Annotated in this window: 20 protein-coding genes and 1 pseudogene; 4 read left to right on the top strand and 17 right to left on the bottom strand. The window is 35.9% G+C overall.

All coding sequences use genetic code 11. The features are described 5' to 3' along the window. Window positions 1-8: 8 nt before the first annotated feature. Both V7S50_RS34125 and V7S50_RS24565 read left to right on the top strand, forming a co-directional pair. Window positions 9-512 (top strand): annotated as a pseudogene (locus tag V7S50_RS34125) (methyl-accepting chemotaxis protein); the annotation flags it as partial. Between the two features lie 132 nt (window positions 513-644). Next, window positions 645-1,457, top strand: coding sequence for an undecaprenyl-diphosphate phosphatase (locus V7S50_RS24565; RefSeq protein WP_063225108.1), 813 nt, complete (start codon window positions 645-647; stop codon window positions 1,455-1,457). Window positions 1,458-1,515: 58 nt separating this feature from the next. Here V7S50_RS24565 and V7S50_RS24560 read toward each other — a convergent pair whose 3' ends face one another. Further along, entirely contained in the window at window positions 1,516-1,719 is a 204-nt protein-coding gene (locus V7S50_RS24560; protein WP_001268339.1) for a hypothetical protein, read from the bottom strand. Between the two features lie 172 nt (window positions 1,720-1,891). Here V7S50_RS24560 and V7S50_RS24555 point away from each other — a divergent pair, with 172 nt between their 5' ends. After that, complete coding sequence (locus V7S50_RS24555) at window positions 1,892-3,043, top strand: VanZ family protein (protein ID WP_242255347.1); 1,152 nt, start codon at window positions 1,892-1,894, stop codon at window positions 3,041-3,043. A gap of 7 nt (window positions 3,044-3,050) precedes the next feature. Here the strand turns inward: V7S50_RS24555 and V7S50_RS24550 are convergent, their stop codons facing one another. The 6 genes from V7S50_RS24550 to bdhA form a co-directional block, all read right to left on the bottom strand. Beyond that, window positions 3,051-4,364: a D-arabinono-1,4-lactone oxidase gene (locus tag V7S50_RS24550; protein WP_242255349.1), complete on the bottom strand. Its 1,314-nt coding sequence runs from the start codon at window positions 4,362-4,364 to the stop codon at window positions 3,051-3,053. Beyond that, on the bottom strand, window positions 4,352-5,524 hold the full coding sequence (locus V7S50_RS24545) for an amino acid deaminase/aldolase (protein ID WP_242255350.1): 1,173 nt from the start codon (window positions 5,522-5,524) through the stop codon (window positions 4,352-4,354). Before V7S50_RS24545 ends, V7S50_RS24550 begins: the two co-directional genes overlap by 13 nt. A 112-nt stretch (window positions 5,525-5,636) precedes the next feature. Beyond that, window positions 5,637-6,638, bottom strand: a complete 1,002-nt coding sequence (gene sph, locus V7S50_RS24540) for a sphingomyelinase C (protein WP_242255353.1) — start codon at window positions 6,636-6,638, stop codon at window positions 5,637-5,639. A 73-nt stretch (window positions 6,639-6,711) separates the two neighbouring features. After that, complete coding sequence (cerA, locus tag V7S50_RS24535; protein ID WP_063225113.1) at window positions 6,712-7,563, bottom strand: phospholipase CerA; 852 nt, start codon at window positions 7,561-7,563, stop codon at window positions 6,712-6,714. Window positions 7,564-7,826: 263 nt separating this feature from the next. Further along, window positions 7,827-8,171 carry a potassium channel family protein gene (locus V7S50_RS24530; RefSeq protein ID WP_242255354.1) on the bottom strand — a complete coding sequence of 115 codons (345 nt, stop codon included), beginning with the start codon at window positions 8,169-8,171 and terminating at the stop codon, window positions 7,827-7,829. Window positions 8,172-8,289: 118 nt separating this feature from the next. Continuing rightward, on the bottom strand, window positions 8,290-9,342 hold the full coding sequence (gene bdhA / locus V7S50_RS24525; RefSeq protein WP_033691573.1) for a (R,R)-butanediol dehydrogenase: 1,053 nt from the start codon (window positions 9,340-9,342) through the stop codon (window positions 8,290-8,292). 225 nt (window positions 9,343-9,567) lie between these two features. Between bdhA and V7S50_RS24520 the strand changes: the two genes are divergently transcribed. Beyond that, complete coding sequence (locus V7S50_RS24520; RefSeq protein WP_242255356.1) at window positions 9,568-10,722, top strand: MFS transporter; 1,155 nt, start codon at window positions 9,568-9,570, stop codon at window positions 10,720-10,722. A 36-nt stretch (window positions 10,723-10,758) separates the two neighbouring features. Here V7S50_RS24520 and V7S50_RS24515 read toward each other — a convergent pair whose 3' ends face one another. The 10 genes from V7S50_RS24515 to V7S50_RS24470 form a co-directional block, all read right to left on the bottom strand. Next, entirely contained in the window at window positions 10,759-11,100 is a 342-nt protein-coding gene (locus V7S50_RS24515) for a hypothetical protein (RefSeq protein WP_063225116.1), read from the bottom strand. 318 nt (window positions 11,101-11,418) lie between these two features. Continuing rightward, window positions 11,419-13,818: a M6 family metalloprotease immune inhibitor InhA2 gene (gene inhA2 / locus V7S50_RS24510; RefSeq protein WP_242255358.1), complete on the bottom strand. Its 2,400-nt coding sequence runs from the start codon at window positions 13,816-13,818 to the stop codon at window positions 11,419-11,421. A gap of 469 nt (window positions 13,819-14,287) precedes the next feature. Continuing rightward, a complete protein-coding gene (gene fsa, locus V7S50_RS24505) occupies window positions 14,288-14,935 on the bottom strand; it encodes a fructose-6-phosphate aldolase (protein ID WP_000667666.1) in 648 nt (215 codons plus the stop codon). Window positions 14,936-14,969: 34 nt separating this feature from the next. Next, window positions 14,970-15,896, bottom strand: a complete 927-nt coding sequence (rbsB, locus tag V7S50_RS24500) for a ribose ABC transporter substrate-binding protein RbsB (RefSeq protein WP_242255360.1) — start codon at window positions 15,894-15,896, stop codon at window positions 14,970-14,972. A gap of 14 nt (window positions 15,897-15,910) precedes the next feature. Next, entirely contained in the window at window positions 15,911-16,846 is a 936-nt protein-coding gene (locus tag V7S50_RS24495) for an ABC transporter permease subunit (protein ID WP_242255361.1), read from the bottom strand. 2 nt (window positions 16,847-16,848) lie between these two features. Then, the gene (gene rbsA, locus V7S50_RS24490) at window positions 16,849-18,333 is read right to left on the bottom strand and encodes a ribose ABC transporter ATP-binding protein RbsA (protein WP_242255363.1); all 1,485 of its coding nucleotides are present in this window, start codon (window positions 18,331-18,333) and stop codon (window positions 16,849-16,851) included. A gap of 18 nt (window positions 18,334-18,351) precedes the next feature. Beyond that, window positions 18,352-18,747, bottom strand: a complete 396-nt coding sequence (gene rbsD, locus V7S50_RS24485) for a D-ribose pyranase (protein WP_242255365.1) — start codon at window positions 18,745-18,747, stop codon at window positions 18,352-18,354. Next, window positions 18,744-19,640 carry a ribokinase gene (gene rbsK / locus V7S50_RS24480; RefSeq protein ID WP_199677902.1) on the bottom strand — a complete coding sequence of 299 codons (897 nt, stop codon included), beginning with the start codon at window positions 19,638-19,640 and terminating at the stop codon, window positions 18,744-18,746. Before rbsK ends, rbsD begins: the two co-directional genes overlap by 4 nt. A 13-nt stretch (window positions 19,641-19,653) precedes the next feature. Then, window positions 19,654-20,625: a ribose operon transcriptional repressor RbsR gene (gene rbsR, locus V7S50_RS24475; RefSeq protein WP_029437473.1), complete on the bottom strand. Its 972-nt coding sequence runs from the start codon at window positions 20,623-20,625 to the stop codon at window positions 19,654-19,656. A 137-nt stretch (window positions 20,626-20,762) separates the two neighbouring features. After that, window positions 20,763-22,376 carry an MDR family MFS transporter gene (locus V7S50_RS24470; RefSeq protein ID WP_242255367.1) on the bottom strand — a complete coding sequence of 538 codons (1,614 nt, stop codon included), beginning with the start codon at window positions 22,374-22,376 and terminating at the stop codon, window positions 20,763-20,765. Between the last annotated feature and the right edge of the window lie 12 nt (window positions 22,377-22,388).

Raw genomic sequence — 22,388 nt, 5'->3', positions numbered from 1 at the left:
TCGAGCAAATTGTAGAAGTCATTCAAAACATTGCAGCACAAACAAACTTACTTGCTTTAAATGCGAGTATTGAAGCTGCGCGTGCTGGAGAGCATGGTAAAGGATTCGCTGTCGTTGCCAATGAAGTAAGAAAACTAGCGGAAAGTACAGCGGAAAGTACAAAAAACATCGGCAACTTAACGAAAAAAATCCAAGAAGAAATTGAAAAAGCATACGATAACACAAAAGATAATTTACATTTAGTCGATGAAGGTGTAGAAATGAGTGCCGATACAAACGCTAGAATTGAAAATATTTTAATTATGATTCAAACGTTACAAAATGGTGCTACAAATGTTATTAAAGCTATTGAAAACCAAAAATCTTGTAATGATGATATATTACGAGAATTCGCTAATACACAACAAATGTTCCAAAAATTAAATACTACTATTATGAACCATATTCATGATGCGGAAAAAGTTGATGTTCAATTGACTAAAGGTCTTCAAGAAACAGCGGCTTCTCATTAATAATAAAAACCCCTTATAGCGCTATAAGGGGTTTTTATTATTTTTCGAATATTTATTTCTTCTCAATATTCATCCGTATCTTTGTTATAATGGACAAGTTGTTTCTTTCGACTAATAAACAAGGAGGTTATTATGGAACAATTTTATTACATTTTAAAATATTTAATTCTTGGTCTGTTCCAAGGACTAACAGAGCCAATTCCGATTTCTTCAAGCGGTCACCTCGTTTTAGCACAGCATTTGCTAGGACTAAAAATAGAAGGATTTAGCTTCGAACTACTTGTTAATTCAGCTTCATTATTAGCTGTATTACTTATTTATAGAAATGATTTAATTCGTCTAACAAAGAATGGTCTATCTTATATATTTACAAGAGCAGAAGACGCAAAATCAGATTTCTTCTTTATTATTTACCTTGTTATTGCGACCATTCCAGCAGGTGTTATTGGTGTTTTATTTAAAGATTACATCGATCAGTACTTAAAAGGCGTGAAGATGGTTGGGATTTCCCTTCTCATTACTGCTGTTGGCCTTTGGATTATTAGAAACTTGCGTGGACGTAAAAATGATGGTGACCTTTCTATGAAAGATGCAATCATCGTCGGATTAGCACAAGCTTGCGCACTAATCCCTGGAATTAGCCGATCAGGTGCAACAATCGTAGCAGCGATGTTACTTGGTATGAAACAAGAAACAGCCCTTCGTTTCTCCTTCTTACTATATATCCCTGTTAGCTTAGGTGGTTTATTACTAAGTATTACAGACATTGCAAAAGATCCAAATCTAAACACATTATTCGTACCATATGTCGTTGCATTTATCGCAACATTTATCATGACGTATATTTCGTTAAAATGGTTTATGAATATTATGGCAAAAGGAAATTTAAAATATTTCTCTTTCTATTGCATTATTGTAGGTGTACTTACTCTTATTTTCTTATAAAGTGAAACTTACAAAACGAAAAGCGAGTCATTCTATTAAACTAGAATGACTCGCTTTTTTATGCGTATACTTTCTTTTCTTGACAATACAAACGAATAACATGTTTATTTTGTTGAAATACATCATGCGTTAGGCGAATAATAATAAAATTTCGTTTTGTTTGATCATCATGAACAAAAATCTGTTCTCCCTCTTGAAAACGCCACGCACTTTCAAAAGTTGTAATATGATTCCCACTTACAGAAAAAAGCTCATATCGCATATCTTGTACCCTCTCTCAACTCATCATAATCATAATATCCTTATATTAAATTTAGTATAACTTAATTCCATTAAAATTTATAATTTTTTCTATTTCAAAATATTTTAATTTTGTTTTAAGGTTCTTTTAACGTTATAATGGTAAACGAATTTTCATTGAAAGGAGCTTCATTTTGACTGCATATTTATTCCCTGTAAAAACAGCATTTATTTTATTTCCTTTTTTAGCAATGTTTCTATTAATCCCTTTCTTAATTTTTAATTATCGAAAGTATGGTTATTTAAATAAATGGCGTTCATTTATTTTATACTCATTATTACTTTATTTATTAAATGCCTATTTTCTTGTGATTTTGCCGTTGCCACAAACATATGATACTTGTAGCCTACAACCGGCTAATACGCAGCACATGCAACTATCACCATTTTATTTCATACAAGAAATTAGTAATCATACCTCGGCAATTTTAACGAAACCAGCTACTTATTTCTACCTATTAAAAGAATCTGCATTTTTACAAGTAGCATTTAACGTTCTATTAACCGTTCCATTCGGTATTTACTTACGTTATTATTTCCGCCGTAGTTTCCTACAAACAATTTGTATTTCTTTTTGTCTTTCACTCTTTTTCGAGCTAACACAAGTGACTGGACTATACGGTATATACAATTGTGCATACCGCTTATTTGATATAGACGATCTGTTTTTAAATACATTAGGCGGCGTAATTGGCTTTATCATTGCACCAATATTTACGTACTTCCTTCCGAAAGCAAACGAGTTAGATACTCATATTGATTTGGAAACGAAACCAGTCGGATTCGTTCGTCGCTTTATCGCGATGCAAATTGATTGGATTTTCTTATCTATCGTTGTACCTGTCATTAAAAACAAAGGAAATTCTTTCTTTGTTTCTAATATTCAATCTTACACGAACATATACGAACTCATTTTCATAACGTGTTCGATCTTTATTTACTTTATTATCATTCCATACTTTACGAATGGAAAAACAATTGGTAAAGCATTGCTTCGTATTTACGTGAAAGGAAAGTCAGATCGTATTACGATGAAGGAACTATTCATCCGTTATGGTATATTCTATTTCATTTTAGGTGGAATCAATTATATTCTTTCTAGTAGTTCTATCTTAAATCTTACAGAGCCTTTAGTATTACTAGTTATAGTATTATTCCAATTCGTAATTAACGGCATATTTATTATTCATGTTTTATTACATGTATTTAGTCGTGATAAGTTACTATTTTACGAGCACATCAGTCAAACAAGAAATGCAATTACACTAAAAAAAGCTGACAAGTAATACTTTGTCAGCTTTTTTTCATAGGCGTAAATAATTTTTCTGTATAAGGGTTTAAAAACATTCCAGTTTCATCTAATAACTTCCTCACCTTTAGAAACGAGTGTAATTCTGGATATATATTTTGTAATTTTTCGTAAGTTAACGTATGCATTTTCCCCCAATGTGGGCGTCCCTCGTACTTTAGAAAAATTTTCTCCACCTCACCAAAATAAGCAGCATATTTCATACCTTTATACATATGAACAGCGATATAGGCTGAATCTCTACCGTATGCTGGACTGAGCCATATATCATCACCTTTCACATAGCGGCATTCGATTGGGAAGTGCACCTTATACTTTTTCTTTTCAATAAGCTTTGAAATTTCTTCTACAACAGTTCTCATATACTTTGACGGAACACTATATTCCATTTCATAAAATGGTACCGTACGTGATGTAGAAAACACTTCATAGCTCGGACCTATTATTTTTGTATTCGGTACAGCTTTAGCTGATAATCGACTTACTCCCTTACTGATAGAAGGAAACCATTTACATCCTTTAGATAACAAAGAGAACATCCTATTTTCTAGTAACTCCACCTTTAATTTATGCCATTTCAAATCACTTTCTTTACTCATCGTTTCATTGGTAAACTTCACTTGCACTTCATCTGAATAAGGAAAAACGAAAAATTCAAAATGACGATTCTTCTTATATTCTTCTAGCTTGTTCATTACAGTAGATAATGACTGTTTTTCACTTTCATAGACGAGCGAATACGCTGGGATAACTTTCAACTTTATTTTTACAATGATACCTAGCATCCCAAGCGACAACTGAAAAGCTCTCCAATATTCCACATTCTCCGTTTCTGAACAAACTATACTCTCACCTGTAGATAAAACTGCGGTAATCTCTATAACTTGTGTTGATAAACTCCCAAAGGTAACACCCGTCCCATGAGTTCCCGTACTAATCGCTCCTGCAATAGATTGTGAATCAATATCCCCTAAATTTTCTTGTGCATAACCTTTTTCTTCAAGTAACTTCCCTAGGTCATATAGCTTTGTTCCTGCCCATACTTCGGCAACCATTTTCTCCGCATCAATATTCACAATGCCCTTCAATTCATCTAAAGAAACTAAAATTTCTTCCGTTTGCACGAGAGGTGTAAAAGAGTGCCCTGAACCGACAACACGAATTTTCTTCCCTTTTTTTCGCGCAAGTCCTACAACTTCTACCACATCTTGTACACTTTCTGGATACATCGTATAATGCGGCGTTCCTTCTACATTCCCTGTCCAATTTCTCCATTTCTGTCCCTTTATAGAAAGCATTGGCCATCCCCCCGATATGTTGCATACTCCCCAACAATCTCTCCTTCTTTCACACGATATAAAAAAGGAAAGCGCTCACATAACTCTCCAGCTTTACTATGGCGAAACAAGATAGAATCTCCTATCTCTACTCGTTCCTCGCCGTTATAAAAAATTGGTGTTTGTACCTCGCCAGCACCTTCTAAAGCTACTAATTTTGCACCATCAGGCCTCCAAACCTCAGGTTCTTTATCTTTCCCAATTGCGCCTGAGGCAATATATCCACCACCTAGACAAGTGTAAATAGTTGGAGCTGGTTTACGCACAACTGGTAAAGCAAATCCGACAGCTGGATGAAATTGCACTTCTTTATAATAATCAAACAGCTTCGGGGCATAAAAAGCAGAGCCTATCGTAACCTCTGAAACTGAATCATCTTGCTCAGTTGTTTTTATACTTCCTGTGCCTCCCCCATTTACAAACCTTAGTTCAATACCTAGATTTTGTATTTCTTTTACAATATGTCCTCTTCTTTCTTTAACTTCTAACACTGATTTCTTCTTTAAATATGAAATTACTTTACTTTTCACTCGTTGATTCGGTATGTGATCTCCTACCCCAGCAATTTGGGCTTCATACCCCATTACACCATCTAGTATTAAAAATGATGATTCTTTCACCCTTTTTACTATTTTCAAAGCACCTTGCACATCTTTTATCGGTGATCTTTTGACCCCAAAATGAAACTTTAAAAAACGACTACTCATATCAATATCCAAACAAACACGAAAACACCCTTTAGACTTCTCAGCAATTTTTTCTAAATAAACAATATGATCTTCACAATCCACCATACAAGTTATAATGAGCCCTTGCTTTGTTAACAAACTTATTTCATGTAACGCTCTTTCATCATAAGCAGGATACCCGAGCAATAAATCATTGAATCCTTGTTCAAGTAAAAACAAAGCTTCCCTAGGTGAAAAACACATAATACCTTGAAATCGATCATTTGCAGCTAAAATCTTTTGCATAACCGGAACAGAACGTAATGATTTACTCGCGATACGAATCTTCTTATTCCCACTTAGTTCTATAATCGATTGAATATTTCTATCTAAAGCCACTTCATCCAAAAATGCACACGGTAATGGAACTTCTTTAAAAATCCCTCGATCCACATTTTTTCTCCCCTCTTCTCTATATGTCTTATACATATTGGAAAGAAAGTTTAAATTTCCTCTTTCAAAATAAAAAAGTTTCTTCCTATTTAAGAAGAAACTTTTTTTAGGACTACTTCATAGAAATAGTCGCCTCTACTGGATAATGATCAGAATAATCATTATACGTATATTTTTGGAACCATGATGTAACAGTCCATTCTGGAGATTTCGGCTGCAACACCTTATTCTCTATATAAGATGGATTCGCATGGTCTTTACTTGCAATAATATAATCTAAATGTTCAGCAGGTGCATCTGGATAATTGTATTTCGCAACACTGTTTGTCGTCGCATCCCAAGTTGCTGTATGTCCCGTATAAGATGGAATTGAAGCATGTAATGTTTTAAACATTGATGCGTACTCTGAGTCACTATTTTTCTCTGCATTTATTTTATTTACGTTCATATCACCACCAAATAGGACATACTCGTCATTTGGTATATTCTTATTTTTAATAAAATCTTGAATTTCTTTTAACTGGTTTGTACGTACAGATGCAGGTGAAGTTTTTCCGCACATACTATCTTCAGCCTGCAAATGCGTCCCAATCACATGAACGAAACGATCATTTTTCTTAATTTTCGTGTATACAAATCCTTTATTTGATAAATTATCTGGTCCGCATCCGTTTGCAAATACATATTGAATCTTTTCAACGATTGGCCATTTGCTCACGATTGCAACGCCCCCGTCTTCAGGAGTTGAAGATGAATAGCTACCTAACGTTTTATCCCATTCGTTTCCGTTACTACGACCTAATACAGCTGTTTGATTTGGGTATTCTTTCTTCAAATTTCCTAAAAGACGATCTGAAGCGCTATTATCAAACACTTCATTTAATATAACAACATCCTGATTTTTAATATAATCCGCTGCCCCGATTAAATCAGCACGCTGGCTTTGCCCCCAGTTCGGATATAAATTTGTTGATAACATATACACATTATGTGTCATCACTTTTAAAGTACTATTTTGATTTGTAGATGTGTCTGCTTGAGCTGAAAATCCTCCGTATAAAACTCCTAAACCAATTCCAAAGCTAAGTACACCTTTTAGCAAATTACCTTTCACGTTTCATACCTCCATGTGTATAGTGATAAAAAGGCCAAATACTCTATTATGAGATTTGACCTTTTTTAAATACTTAACGATCTCCGTACGTATCAAACCAAAGCTGAATGTATCCAGCAGTAACACGTTGTGCATCCATTAATCGCTTACCTGTCATTGGTGTAACTTCAGCACGCCATTTATCTGCATATTCTTGTGATACAGCTGCTTTTACGAACCAATCTTTCGTATTATCATTTACAATTCCAGCGTAATCTTGTTTTGCTGCTACTGCCGCTCCATGAATCCAATCTTCTGGATTTGTACCCTTCCAGTTCCAATATCCATTTCCATCCGTTACTTTATAATTATCTTTTATCGTATCTACAAAGTTTTCATATTTAGAATGGAATCCTTGTGGGTACGAAAGATTTGTAAAGTTTGCCGCATGCATCGGTTGGTTTACATCTCCTAAATAATGAAGAGATAATCCTAAATAGAAGAATGCTTGTTTCATATCTTTATTTTTATATGATTCACCAGCTAATTTAAAATATTTAGCTCCAGTTTCTTTTGCCTGCTTTGCAAATGGAATATATGTTTTTCCATTGTCTGGATCATAGAAATGTGAAGCAAATGTGCTATTATCATAATAAGGATTTTCATAGTCAGCAGCATAAATACCATTTTCTAATTCCGTACGCCATTCATTTACTTGTGCAACTCGATCTTGTTTTACAAGTGTTGTATTGCGAGACATAATATCAATGGCACGGTTTACAATCCATAAATGAGAGTTTACACCTTCTTTATGTTTATCTTCAGCAGACCAACGGTGAACTATTTTTATTTTACTTCCCCCATCATTTTCATGAGCAAATGCAACGCTTTGTAAAGGGGCTACTAATGTAATAGCTGCTGCTAAAGCAAGTACTTTCTTTTTCATCTGAAATCCTCCATTTTATAATTGAATTATTGTAAACTTTTTGTTAGGATCCTATGATGTCGTCCGGTTAACCTATGATTAGAATATCCCACCTTTCACGAAATATCTATTACTAAATTAAAATATGCAGATTTTCATATCATTATAACTTTATACATAGTGAATATAATGAATGAATGCACTTATATTGTAATAAAGTATTGTTAAGCTTCTGCAAATACTTGTCTAAACTAATGTAAAAAAGAGTAAAGCATCCACATGCTTTACTCTTTTTTTCTCTTCGATAGTATACTTGGCAGTTGTACGTTAACTGCCAACTTATGTATAAATCCAAACACTAATCCGATCCCTATAAATATGTATAATATCGTAAATATCTTTCCAAAATCAGTTTGCGGACTAAAATTCGCATCACCGACGGTCGTCAACGTGACCACACTAAAATATAAAGCGTCAAGAGGACGTAATCCTTCAACTGTACTATAAAAAATCGTACCGGATGTTAATGTTAAAAATGTTAATACGAATAATACTTGAAATTCTTTATCTTTCCACGCTCGTAAACAAGCTTTTAGCATCCGTTTCAATGTCAACATAAATGAAAGCATTAGACTTCCCCTTCCAAACAAAATACCTTTAGTTACAGGAAAGTCTATCACCTTTCTGTATAGAAAAAAAGTAGCCCTCTTCTATTTCTAGAAAAGAGCTACTTTTTACTATTCTCTGTTATTTAGGTGAAACAAGAATTTTTACTTGTGTTTTATCTTTTACAAGTGCTTCAAATCCTTCTTCAACAACTTGATCCACTGTGATTTTTTTCGTAATTAATTTCTCAGCTTGAATTTGGCCAGAGCTAATTAATTTAATAACAGCTGGGAAAATATGACGGTATCCAAGAATACCTATAACTTCTTTTTCTTTTAATACAAGGTTATTTGGAGTAATTGTCGCATCTTTTTCCCACACACTAACAATTACAGTTTGACCTTCGAAACTTGTGCTTTCGATTGCTTGGCGAAGTACAACTTCAACACCTGTTACTTCAAAGCTCACATTTACACCTAAACCATTTGTTAAGTTGCGAATTTCAGCTAATACATCTTGAGTCGCTGGATTTAATACGTAATCCGCACCTGCTAATTTTGCTAACTCTTGACGTTCTTTAGAAAGTTCAACTGCAATAACAGGAGTTGCTCCTGCTGCTTTAGCTGCTTGGATAACAAGAAGTCCAATTGGACCACAACCAAATACCGCTACAGCTTCCCCTTCTTTTAATTTACTTTGACGTACTGCATGAACTGCTACAGCTGCTGGTTCTACAAGTGCACCTTGTTCATACGTCATTTCATCTGGAATATGGTGAACCATATCTTCTGGTACTACTGTATATTCAGAGAAACCGCCGCCTTCTCCACCAAGACCGTGGAAAACAAGTTGTTCACAAACATTGTAATGTCCATGTTTACAAGCTTCACATTTACCACAAGAATAAATTGGTTCTACAACGACGCGGTCTCCCACTTTATGAGATGTAACGCCTTCACCGATTTCAACTACCTCACCGCTAAACTCATGACCTAAAATAACCGGTGCTTTTACATGTGTTAATGGATGCTCTTCTGTTGGAATAAAAATAGGTCCTGCTAAATATTCATGCAGGTCTGTCCCACAGATACCACACCATTTAACTTTGATTTTCACTGCTCCTGGTTTTACAGTTGGTTCTGGTACTTCTTCTACTCGTACATCACGTTGATTATGCCAAAGTAGTGCTTTCATCTTATACATCCCTCTCTACGTATATACTTAACCTGGTGAAGTTTACAAATCTATTATAATACTTTAATCCATATATTTCAAAAAAACAATATCATTTCCACTAAATTTTAACAAATAATGTTCAACATTTTGTCACTTTGTACTTTTTTCCACATCTGTTAATTCAATTTCATTGCGGTTGAAATTAGCATTATGCCATAATAGCATAGGAGAGGTGAATATCGCTTGAAATATTTTATTTACTTTATTGTTATCGTAGCGTTTCTAGATACATTTTCACAATTACCTATTATGAGTACGTTCGCTCAAAGTCTTGGAGGATCCCCTCTTATTATTGGGCTAGTTGTCGGCATGTACTCATTCGCAAATATGATCGGTAATATTATTGCTGGCGCTGCCGTCGATAAATTTGGTGCAAAAAAAATACTTTATATAAGCATGGGGCTTACGAGTTTCATAGTCTTGTTATACACCGTTGTTCAAAGTGGTGAACAACTATTAGTTGTGCGCTTTATGCATGGCTTTAGTGATGGATTTTTAATTCCTGCTGCCTTTACGTTTTTATCAAAACAAACAAATGCAGCAAGACAAGGTAAGGCAATGGCTCTATCTGGTGCTGCTGTTGGAACAGCGGCAATTGTAGGACCTGCTTTTAGCGGGATTATGAAAGCAACTGCTGGTATAGAGTGGGTGTTCATTACCATTTCTATTTTAATGGTTCTTGGTACAATCGTATCTCTCTTCTTCTTACCAAATAACGTATCAAGAAAAGATACTTCAAGAACACAAATGATGAACAAAGAAGATATGTTTGAACTATTGAAATCAGAACCGTTATTACAGGCATATATTGGTGCTTTCACACTAATGTTTTCACAAGGAATTGTCACTTATATGTTACCAGTGAAAGTTGAGGCATTAGCACTTAAAGCATCTACAACAGGCATGATGTTAAGTGTATTCGGCATTACCGCTATCCTCTTCTTCTTACTGCCAACAAATCGTATTTACGATCGATTTAATCGTTCAAAACTAATGCTAATTGGTATTGCAGTAATGGCATTAGCATTATCTTTACTTGGATTATTCGCAACAAAAGGTATGCTCTTTATCGTTATGATGGTTTATGGCATTGGATTCGCTATCCTTTTCCCATCAATAAATGCATTACTTGTTGAAAATACGACAGATGATAAGCGTGGAAAAGCATTCGGATTGTTTTATGCTTTCTTCTCATTAGGCGTTGTTGCTGGATCCTTTACAGTCGGAGCAATCGGGGCATCACCTAGCGTCAGCTTCGTTATTGGAACTGCATTCTTATTAACATTTGCCGGAATGATTTACGTAAGAAGCAAAGTAAAAAAGACAATGATGGGTTAATTCCATCATTGTCTTTTTTTAATGATAAACTCCTATTCAACTTTTAACTTTCAATAAGCCGTATTTAATAAACAATATGGCATTATATTTTTCATAGAGATAATACAGTGGATAACAAAATAAGAAGAAAATAAGTACAGTTGGCACATCGTCTATAATAGAAAAATATTTTACTAGTAATTCCTTAATACTCTCTCCAATTATAATAAACAGTGGGATTATACAAATTGCTGCTAATATTAAGCACGGTGTGATCCTCATTTCTTTTATCCTCACTTTACAGTGTGGACACCTGAATGAAAAAGGATGCGGGAGATCCATAATATGTTGCGCAGTAATATTCCCTTCACACTGTGGACATTCAATTACTTCTTTCATTTAACTCACTCCTTTCTATTCATAAAAAAGAGCACTATCGAATAGCGCTCTTTTATTGCCGAATATATTACTTTTGTGTATAGCCAAGTAACAATGTAAATAAATTAAACTGTAAAGGCAATACTACATTTCTTCTTTTACAAAAAAAGTGTATCAATACCAACGATACTTCGACAATTTCCTCGGAAATATTTCCTTTCCCTACAGAATTTGATACACTACATATGAACAGACACTTGTATTACATAAGCTAAAATAATAACTTACTGTACAAATTCAAAAGCACATTCTTCATATGAAGAATGTGCTTTTCTGTTATTAACGTTTAATCCAAACAGCGCCTGCTGATTTATCCTCTGCTTGTCCAACAACTTGGAATTTAAGTCCGAGGTTCGGAACTTTTCTTCCTGCGTCTGCAATTTGTTTGTTACTATATACTTTTGAATCATCAAAAGTTGTAACACCTTGTAATCCAGAATAGTTAAACTGTCCACGTGTTAATGAATTTACACTCCATGCTGGTGTTTGATCAAACGAAAATGCAGCGTCCGCAATTTGCATACCTGTATTACCGTACGCTGGTTTCCCATTTAAATTACCAACAAACGCTTCTGGATGAGAGTCTACAACCCCAAGGAAGCCTTCACCTGGATGCACCCCAACCCAGTTATCTTTAAAGCTATCATCTGCATACCAAACGACAAGACCTGTATTATACACTGGACCTTTCCCTGCTTTTAATCCATTATCTGATCCCGCATAGTTTCTCCACTCTAAGTAGTAATAATGAGCTTTTTTCTCTGTCCCTTCAGAAACAACGAATCCATTTAACTGCATTTTAGATGTTCCTTCTGTGTCATCAGAAAATACTACTTGTCCATCAACAGTTACATTTACATTATCCATCGCGAAACCTTTATATGTTACAGCTGGATCTGTAATATAATCGAATTGCAGTTTCACTTTTTTTCCTTTAAATTGACTTAAATCATATGATTTATCAATCCATTTTCCGTCTGTTGTATCTTTATCTCCCTGGACTACTTTTTCTCCAAGTCTATCAATTAATGTTTTCGTTCCATCTTCTGTTACTGCATGCACTTCAACAAAATCGCACTCTGCTTCTAACTCATAATTTGCTTTATAATCGAATTTTGCATTTATTCCTTTTGTTAAATCCAAGAACGGTGTTTCTAATGTTGTATGCATATCATCGCCTCTTGTACTATAATATGCATGCTTTCCAAACTCTGGTTTAATCGTTTCAACACTTTTACCTGGTAAGTTAACACGTACAACGCCTGGACGATTAGATTTCGTAACACTTTGATCAATATATGTAGGAACTCCTACACCGTGCTTAATTTTATCGTAATCTACTTCTAAAATTTTTGCCCAGTTGCCACCCATATTCTTTTGTAAGAAATCTTTATTTTGTGGCGAGAAACTAGTTGGCTCTGTTCCTGCAATTTTCCCTGTCCAACTACCTCCACTCATTAGTGACCAAGCTTCGACAGGTGAACCAGTTCCAGTATATTTCGTGTCATATTCATCTGGTAAGCCAAGGTCATGTCCAAATTCATGCGCAAATACACCTACTGCTCCATCTTCTGGTTCAATTGTGTAATCATGTGCTGCTACTTTTCCACCAAAGTAATCTACCTCTGATTTTGTGCCTTCAATCGCTACTGGATCTATTGCTAATTTTGAACGATGTGACCAAATTGCATCATCACCTAATTTACCGCCACCAGCTTCTTGACCAACACCAGCATGGATTACCATTAAATGATCAATTACACCGTCAGGTTCATTTTGATTTCCATCACTATTTGTATCATATCTATCAAACTGATCAAATTGAGATAAATCTAAACCTTTCTCAGCAGCTGCATGTAAAGCTTCTTTCACTAAATCACGTGCGCCTTTTGGACCTTTGTTATCATGACCACTGCTACCATCAGCACCGTAGTCAGACGCTTTTCCTGGGACAGTTAGCCATTCTGTTACATATCCATCAGTCGTATAACTACCGCCAGACTGCTCTTCATAATATTGTTTAAACGTTTTTACTTTTGAACCATCAAATAATGTGTACGGCTCATTACCAAATAACATTTTTTGATAATGCTCTCTACTAAAGTCATTCGAATACATATACCCTGGCGTTTGATCAATATTATTATGTTTATAATCACTAAATTCAACGAGTAATACTAATACTTTATCATTTCGAACAGTTCCCTTATACGGTGCTTGCTTCGCTTTAGAAGTTGGGACTTGTCCATTCAATTGCTTTTTATTTGGTTCTGGCTTTTGCTCAGGACTAACATTTCTTTCAGGTTTCTTTACCTTTTCCTTTTCTTCCATTTTTTTCTCTTTTACTTTTTTCACGAAATCAGATGCCTCTTTAGCAGTATCAGCTGGAAGAATTTCTTTATTTGCCTGATCCCCTTGTTTCTTTTCAATGTACTTTTCTACGGCTTTTTTCGTTTCTTCTTTAGACGATGCTGGATTGATTGTTCCTCTTTCTTTCAACGCTTCCGCTAAACGATCTTCTTGAATTAAATTGTAATCAATTGGTGTTGTAGATACATTGTCTTTCTCTTTTGCTGGCGTTTCTGCGTATGCTAATGGAGCACTCATTACAGATGTGCATCCGATAATTGCCGCAATTGCTAATGACGATAACACTTTAAATGGCGCTTTTCTTCTCATTCCATTTCTCTCCTTTTATAAAACTTAAAATTCAGATAAATAGTTGCATTTTTGTCGAAATCCCTGTTTACTACCTCCCTATATAAAAAGGCATAATTCTATAAACGTTAAACTTTCTGTTATAGAATCATGCCCTCCAGTTTTCTGGTCAGACCCTCTATCTGTTTATCCCGCTTTAACGGGCAGTAAGACTCCCACCTCAAAATTCGGTGAATGCGAGGAAGTTAGGTGTGAGATAACTGCCCGTAAAAGCCCAATTGGTTCAACTAATAATTAGTGGGGGAATAAACAAAGCCCCCCACTAATTAAAGTTTCACTTTATATCAAAATATGAAAAATAAAGAGTGATTTGTATATATTAAATAGTTTATATAACAAATTTAAAAGACAATATGCAAAATTGCATGAAAATTCTTTTAAATATAAAAAAAGAATCCTAGTCAATTAAACTAGGATTCTTGATTTTCTATTATTTCTCTTGTGTTTTTTCCCAATCAGCTAAGAATTTCTCAATTCCTTGATCTGTTAATGGGTGCTTCACTAATGAAGCAATTACGTTTGCTGGGATTGTTGCAATATGTGCACCATTTAATGCTGCATCAGTTACGTGAACACTGTGACGTACAGATGCTGCGATGATTTCTGTTTCGATTCCGTGAATTGCAAAGATTTCTGCGATTTGGCGGATTAAGTCCATACCGTTATGACCGATATCATCTAAGCGACCTAAGAATGGTGATACATATGTTGCACCAGCACGAGCTGCAAGTAATGCTTGAACTGCTGAGAATACTAATGTAACGTTTGTACGAATCCCTAAATCAGAGAATGCTTTTACTGCTTTTAAACCTTCTGTTGTCATTGGTACTTTTACAACAACGTTTGGAGCAATCTTCGCTAATTCTTTTCCTTCTTCAATCATTTTATCAGCTTCTAAGCTAATTACTTCTGCGCTTACAGGTCCTTCTATAAAGCTGCAAATTTCACGAATACGCTCATGGAAATCTACGCCTTCTTTTGCTACAAGTGATGGGTTTGTCGTTACTCCAGCTACTACGCCTAATGCATTTGCCTCTTTAATTTCGTTAATGTTTGCTGTATCAATAAAGAATTTCATTTGTTATTCTTCCTTCCTAATTTTCAATTTATATTTATTTGTTTTTCTTAATAAGCTCTAATTCAATCGGAATAGATTTGTCCACTTTTTTACCTTGTGTGATTTCTTTTGCTGTTTGCATCGCCTTCTCCCCGATTAATTCCGGTTTTTGAGCAACTGTTGCAGCCATACGCCCATCTTTAACCGCTTTTACAGCATCTTCTGTTGCATCAAACCCAACAACGACTACATCCGTTTTTCCGGCAGACTTCAATGCTTCAAGTGCCCCTAATGCCATCTCATCGTTATGCGCAAACACCGCTTTAATATCACCATTTGCTTGCAAAATGTTTTCCATAACAGATAATCCTTTTGCTCTATCAAAATCAGCTGCTTGTTTGGCAACTACTTTTAAAGACTTATCAGCTACCTTATGGAATCCTTTCCCGCGCTCACGAGCAGCAGAAGAGCCAGGGATTCCTTCTAATTCAGCAACGTTTGCTCCCTCGCCGACTAATTCACGAATGTAATCACTAGCCATTTGACCACCTTCAATGTTATTAGAGGCAATGTGAGAAACAACTTTACCTGAATTTGCAACGCGGTCTACTGTAATAACAGGGACATTCGCTGCATTTGCCGCACTTACTGCTGAGGCAACAGCATCTGAATCGGTTGGATTAATAACAACTACATCGACACCTTTTTGAATTAAATCTTCAACATCGTTCGTTTGCTTTGCTGCATCATTTTGTGCATCAACAGCAATCAATTCAATGCCGCTTTCTTTCGCTTTCTTTTCTGCTCCTTTTTTCAAAGTCACAAAAAATGGATTGTTTAAAGTTGAAACAGAGAATCCAACTTTAATAGTTTTATTTCGACCTTTATCGCTAGAATCCTTTGCCCATTCTGGTGGTTCCATTGAACAACCAGCAGTAATGACCATAATACATGCAACGAGTATAAGTAACCATTTCTTCATGAACTGTCCCTCCATTACGCTTCTTTTCGACGATCAATTAATACAGCTAGTAAGATTACAAGTCCTTTTACAACTTGTTGGAAGAAAGAAGATACGCCTAATAAATTTAAACCGTTATTTAATACACCGATAATAAGCACACCGATGAATGTGCCAACAATCCATCCTCTTCCTCCAGAAAGACTTGTTCCACCTAATACAACTGCTGCGATTGCATCTAATTCGTAAGAAGTACCTGCAGTTGGCTGTGCAGAATCTAGTCGTGATGTTAAGACAATACCTGCAAGCGCTGCCAAAATTCCGGAAAGACCGTAAATCATTACTTTAATTCTCGTAACATTAATACCTGATAATGCTGCTGCTTCTTCATTTCCACCAATTGCAAATGTACGGCGACCAAATGTCGTTTTCTTCAAAATGAAGTACAGTACTGCGAAAGCGATCATCATTGTAACAGCTGGTACCGGAATACCGAGAAAATAACCGCGGCCAAACATTTGGAACATTAAATGATCACCAAGACCAGTGATCGGACGTCCGTCCATATAAACAAGCGTCAACCCACGAAAAATAGTCATTGTTGCTAAAGTCGCAATAAATGGAGCTACTTTTCCCTTCGCTATGATGATACCGTTTAAAATTCCCATTACAAGACCCGCCAATAATCCAACTGCCATTGCAAGAAACGGGTCCATGCCACTTGCCATCATTCCAGCAACAAGTGCACTTGATAATGCTAAAATAGAACCTACCGATAAGTCAATACCCCCTGTTAAAATTACAAAGGTCATTCCGAATGCAATAAGCGCATTAATCGATACTTGACGCAGTATATTAAATAAATTTGGAATTTCAATAAATGCTGGATTTAAAGCTGTAATTACTACAATAATTAATACTAGTCCAATTAAAGACCCAAGTTGTTGTAATACATTCCCCTTCTTAGCCATCCTTACTCTCCCCCTGTAGCTAGTGCCATAATAGACTCTTGTGATGCCTCATCTTTCTCTAAAATGCCGCCGACTTTTCCTTCATGAATAACAAGAACGCGATCACTCATCCCTAAAACTTCTGGAAGCTCAGATGATACCATAATAACGGCATCTCCTTGCTCGGTAAGCTTATTCATAATAGAGTAAATTTCTTTTTTCGCTCCAACATCAACACCCCTTGTTGGCTCATCTAAAATGAGTAGCTGCGGGTGGATACCTAACCATTTTGCAATAACTACCTTTTGCTGATTTCCACCAGAAAGAGATTTCACTGTTTGCTCTCCACTAGCTGCTTTCACATTAAGAAGTTTCATCATGTCCGCTGTAAACTGTTGTTCTAGTCCGTTACTTAAGACACTTCCCTTTGAAAGACTTTCTAAATTCGGTAAGGCTAAATTTTCTCGAATTGAGAAATCTAACACTAACCCTTCAGATTTTCTATCCTCTGTAATGAATGCTATTCTTTGTCTAATCGCATCTATCGGACTGTCAATCTTTACTTCTTGTCCATTTATAAAAATTTGGCCAGAATCTAAAGGCTCGTATCCAAATATCGCTTTCATAATATCCGTGCGGCCGGCTCCCATCAAGCCAGCAACACCAAGGATTTCACCTTTTCTAACTTGAAACGAAACATTTTCAAACTTCCCTTTTTTCGTTCCGTTACGCATTTCAAAAATAACATCGCCAATTTGACTATTTCGTTCTGGGTAACGATCACCAATGCTGCGCCCCACCATCATACTCACTACTTCATCAAACGATGTTTCCGGAATGGATCTCTTTCCGACGTATTCCCCATCACGTAAAATCGTAATGGCATCACATATTGAAAAAATTTCTTCCATTCGGTGTGAGATATAAACAAACGAAACGCCTTCTTTACGTAATTTATTAATGACAGTAAACAACGTTTCAATTTCACGATCTGTTAATGCAGCTGTAGGTTCGTCCATAATAATAACGCTCGCGTTTGTCATTAACGCTTTCGCAATTTCGATAATTTGCTGTTGTCCAACCGATAACTCTCCTGCCAACATAGCACCTTTTACATGTAACCCTAACTCCGCTAGTTGCTGCTGCGCAATCGCGTTCATTTGACGCGTACGCAAAATACCTGTCTTCCCATACATTAACTCTTTACCGAGAAACATATTTTCAGCTACTGTTAAGTTCGATAATATATTCAATTCTTGATGTATAAATGCAATACCGTACTCTTCTGCTTCTTTCGCATTTTTAAAAGTTCGTTCTTGTCCATCAATCGTGATTGTTCCACCATCTTTTTTGTATACACCTGTTAAAATCTTCATGAGCGTTGATTTACCCGCTCCATTTTCCCCCATCAATGCATGGACTTCTCCTGTTTCAATCATAAACTGTGCATTCTTCAAAACAGAATTGCCATTGAACGCCTTTGAAATGTTTTTCATTTCAATACGCATTCCCATCACTTCCTTTTATTAAAAAATCACGCCTGCATGTAAAATTACATTGGCATAAGGAGTAGCCTCTCCTGTACGAATAATTGCTTTCGCTTTCTTCGTGTGCTCTTTAAATTGTTCATGCGATACATATTCAAATGCTGGCTCTATTAATTTCAGTTCGATTTCTTTATTTACTTCCGCATTCTTGTTAATGACTTCTTCTGCTAACGTTACTTTTTCAATTTCCATATCATCAGCTACCACTTGCAATACGTCTAAAAAGCTAGGTTTTCCAATCTCAACAGTTAAATCAATTCGTTTTACTCCGTCAGGAATTGGTAACCCGCAGTCTGCGATTACAATCGTATCTGTATGTCCAAGTGAAGCAAGGACTGATGCAATCTCACTGTTTAATACACCGTGCTTTTTCATCCGACAATCACCTGTACTTCACGTACTCTATCTCTCGTTGGCATACCGCCCTGTGCTCCAAGTTTCGTTACAGAAAGGCCACCAGCAATATTCGCAAAACGAATTGCTTTTTGAAGTGTTTCTCCTTCAGAAAGCGCAACTGCTAATGCACCATTAAATGTATCACCAGCTCCAGTCGTATCTACTACATCAACAGCAATGCTAGGAACATGTACAATCTCCGTACCATTATGGAAACGCACACCATTAGAACCTTCTGTCATCAATAGTTTATTTGGATATTTAGCCAGTAACTCTTCAATTGGTGATGTGAAATCATCTAATACGATGCGGCACTCATGTTCATTTGGCGTAATATAAGTTGCCTTTTCTAAAATATCTTCTGATAACACTTGTGCTGGCGCTGGATTTAACATAACCGGAATTTTGTGTTCCTCACAAATAGCCAATACATATTTTACTGTTTCAAGTGGAATCTCTAGTTGAAGAACAACCATATTTGCTTTTATAAGAAGATCTTTTGAACGATCTACAATCGACTCATTTACAAGAGCATTCGCCCCTTGCACGACAACAATACTGTTATCCTCTTCTGCTAAAACGATATGAGCAATTCCTGTCGCTGCATCTGTAACCGGTACCACATAGTCGATAAAAACACGTTCGTTCTCTAAATTTTTCTTAACTACAGTTCCATAATTATCGTCTCCTACCGCACCAACCATCGCTACATTTGCGCCTAATCTAGCTGCAGCAACCGCTTGGTTGGCTCCTTTCCCTCCTGGAATTGTATGAAATGCTTCACCAATTACTGTTTCCCCTGCTTTCGGACGTTTTTTTGAAACGGCTACTAAGTCCATTGAAATACTACCTACTACTGCAATATTTGGCATCTGTTTCATCTCCTTACTTCGTTGTATTTCGTTCTATAATTTCAATCGGTAAACGATAGTGTTTCTCTTCTAATACGTTTCCTTCCATCTGCTCTAATAACAGCTCTGTTGCAATTTTCCCCATTTCATAAATTGGCTGTGCAACAGTTGTAATAGATGGATACATCATCTCTGTTAAAGAAATTCCATCGAATCCGATAATTTGTAAATCATCTGGAATAGAAATCCCCTTTTGAAGCGCAGCCTTTACAATACCTATTGCAATTAAATCATTCCCTGCAACAATTCCATCAATATGTGGGTATTCTTCTAATAATTCCACCGCTACACGCTCACTATTAGCTGGATCAAATGTACTCTCTGCAATCATATAAGAAAGATTATTTTGCGTAATAACGTCTACAAAACCTTCAAAACGTTCATTAGCCGTGCTTACGTCACGCGGTCCGCGAATATGCGCAATATGTTTACAGCCTTTATCTATTAATAACTTTGTCGCTGCCTGACTCCCTGCATAGTTATCTGCATATACAGTAGGAATACGCTCATTAAACATACGGTCAATTGCAACAACTGGAACAGACAACTTCATGTAATTAACACTATTTTGTGGATTGGTTGCTACAATAAATCCATCCACATTATTTTGCCTAAGTACATCAATATATTGCTTTTCTTTCTCTAAACTCTCATCAGAGTTACAAAGGACAACTGTGTATCCTTGCTTATGCGCTACATCTTCTACGGCACGTGCAACTTCTGGAAAGAATGGATTCACGATATTTGGAACAACTAAGCCAATTAAACGAGATTTTTTATTATACAGTGAACGCGCTACTGTACTAGGTTTATAATCTAGCATCTCAATTGCTCGCTCTACTTTCTTTAATGTATCTTCATGAACATATCCATTTTTATTTAACACTCTGGAAACGGTCGCAACAGATACTCCCGCTAATTTTGCAACGTCTTTAATCGTACTCATTCTCTTTCCTCTCCATTTCATGTAACCGTTTACAGAAAATAATATAACGTATTTCTAGAAATACGTCAATCATTTCTCACAAAAAAGCTTTTAAGGTTATACTCAAAAAAGCACCGCCATAAGGCGATGCTTTTTCATTACGAATAGGATACAGTTTGTTCTTTTTCTTCTACAGAAGGCTCTTCAGCGTCTTTTTTACGATCTGATAGTTTAATCTTCTGTAAGAAAATCGTAAAGATAGCACCCACTACAATGAATACTAATCCTGTTAGGAAGACAGTATGAAGTGAGTCTACTAAGGAATTTTTCAAAATTGGTACAATGCTGTTAGCAAAAGCTTCTGGCATTTGTTTTAATGCCTCTGGACTAAATAACATCGAATATAAACCTTGTGGGTCTGTATGAATCATATCTTTAAATTTCGTTACCATTTGTCCCGCTTCTTTCGGGAACGTATCTAATACAGGTACTAAATTCTTTGTTAATGTTGTACCTGAAGTGTTATTCATAATTGACCCTAAAATTGTAATACCAAATGTTCCACCGATTTGACGGAAGAACTGACTTGATGATGTTACGACACCAAGGTCTTTTTTCGGGAAGCTTTCTTGTAACGCTAATGTTAATGTTGGCATTACAAGACCCATGCCTAAACCGATAACCATCATATAAGACGTTGCAGTTAATTTAGTTGTATGCATATCCATCGTTGTTAATAACCAGAATCCTCCAGCCATTATAAGCATTCCTGTAATAATTTGTGGTTTTACACCAACTTTTAATACAAGTTGCCCACCGATAATACTCATCACAATCATTGTAATCATCATTGGCGTCATAATTGTTCCTGATTCAGCAGCACTTACTCCTACAATTCCTTGCATAAAGAATGGTACGAACATAATCGCACCGAACATGCCAATACTCATAAAGAATCCAATCGCATTCAGTAATGTAAATGTGCGATTTTTAAAGAAATGCATCGGTAAAATCGGTTCTTCAGCTTTCGTTTCAACGATAATAAATCCTACAATACCAATTACAGCTAGTGCAAATAACCCGATAATTTGCCAAGAATCCCATGGATAATCTTTCCCGCCAAATGTTAATGCAAGTAATAAACTTACAACACCGAGAATCATTGTAAATATTCCAGCAATATCAATTTTAATTGGTCCTGTTTGTTTATGTGATTTTAATCCCATTGCAATAAAGATTGTTGCTAAAATACCAACTGGTAAGTTAATGTAGAATACCCATCTCCAGTTCACTGCGTCTACAATCCAACCACCAACTTGTGGTCCAATTACAGAAGCAAGACCGTATAACGCACCAAAAACACCTTGCCATTTTGCACGTTCTTTTCCCGTGAACATATCTCCGATAATAATCATAGCCATTGGCATCATAATACCGCCACCAAGACCTTGAATACCACGGAAAATAATTAACTCTGTCATACCATTTGCCATACCACATAACGCAGAACCAACCATAAAGATAACTAGCCCTGTTATATATACGTTACGACGACCAAGTAAATCCGCTAATTTACCTGCAATTGGTACAACTGTCGTTGATGTTAACATATAAGCTGTTGTTAACCACGTCATTAAGCTTAATCCGCCTAGTTCACCGACGATACGCGGCATTGCTGTACCAACGATTGTTCCATCTAATGCAGCAAATAGCATCGCGATTATTAAACCAATTAACAGCAACTTTCTATTTATATTTTCTTGTTGCTCCATGTAATCTCCTCA

This window comes from Bacillus sp. CCNWLW194, from assembly GCF_037120585.1.
GTDB classification, from domain to species: domain Bacteria; phylum Bacillota; class Bacilli; order Bacillales; family Bacillaceae_G; genus Bacillus_A; species Bacillus_A basilensis.
This window is presented reverse-complemented; position numbering and strand designations above follow the sequence as displayed.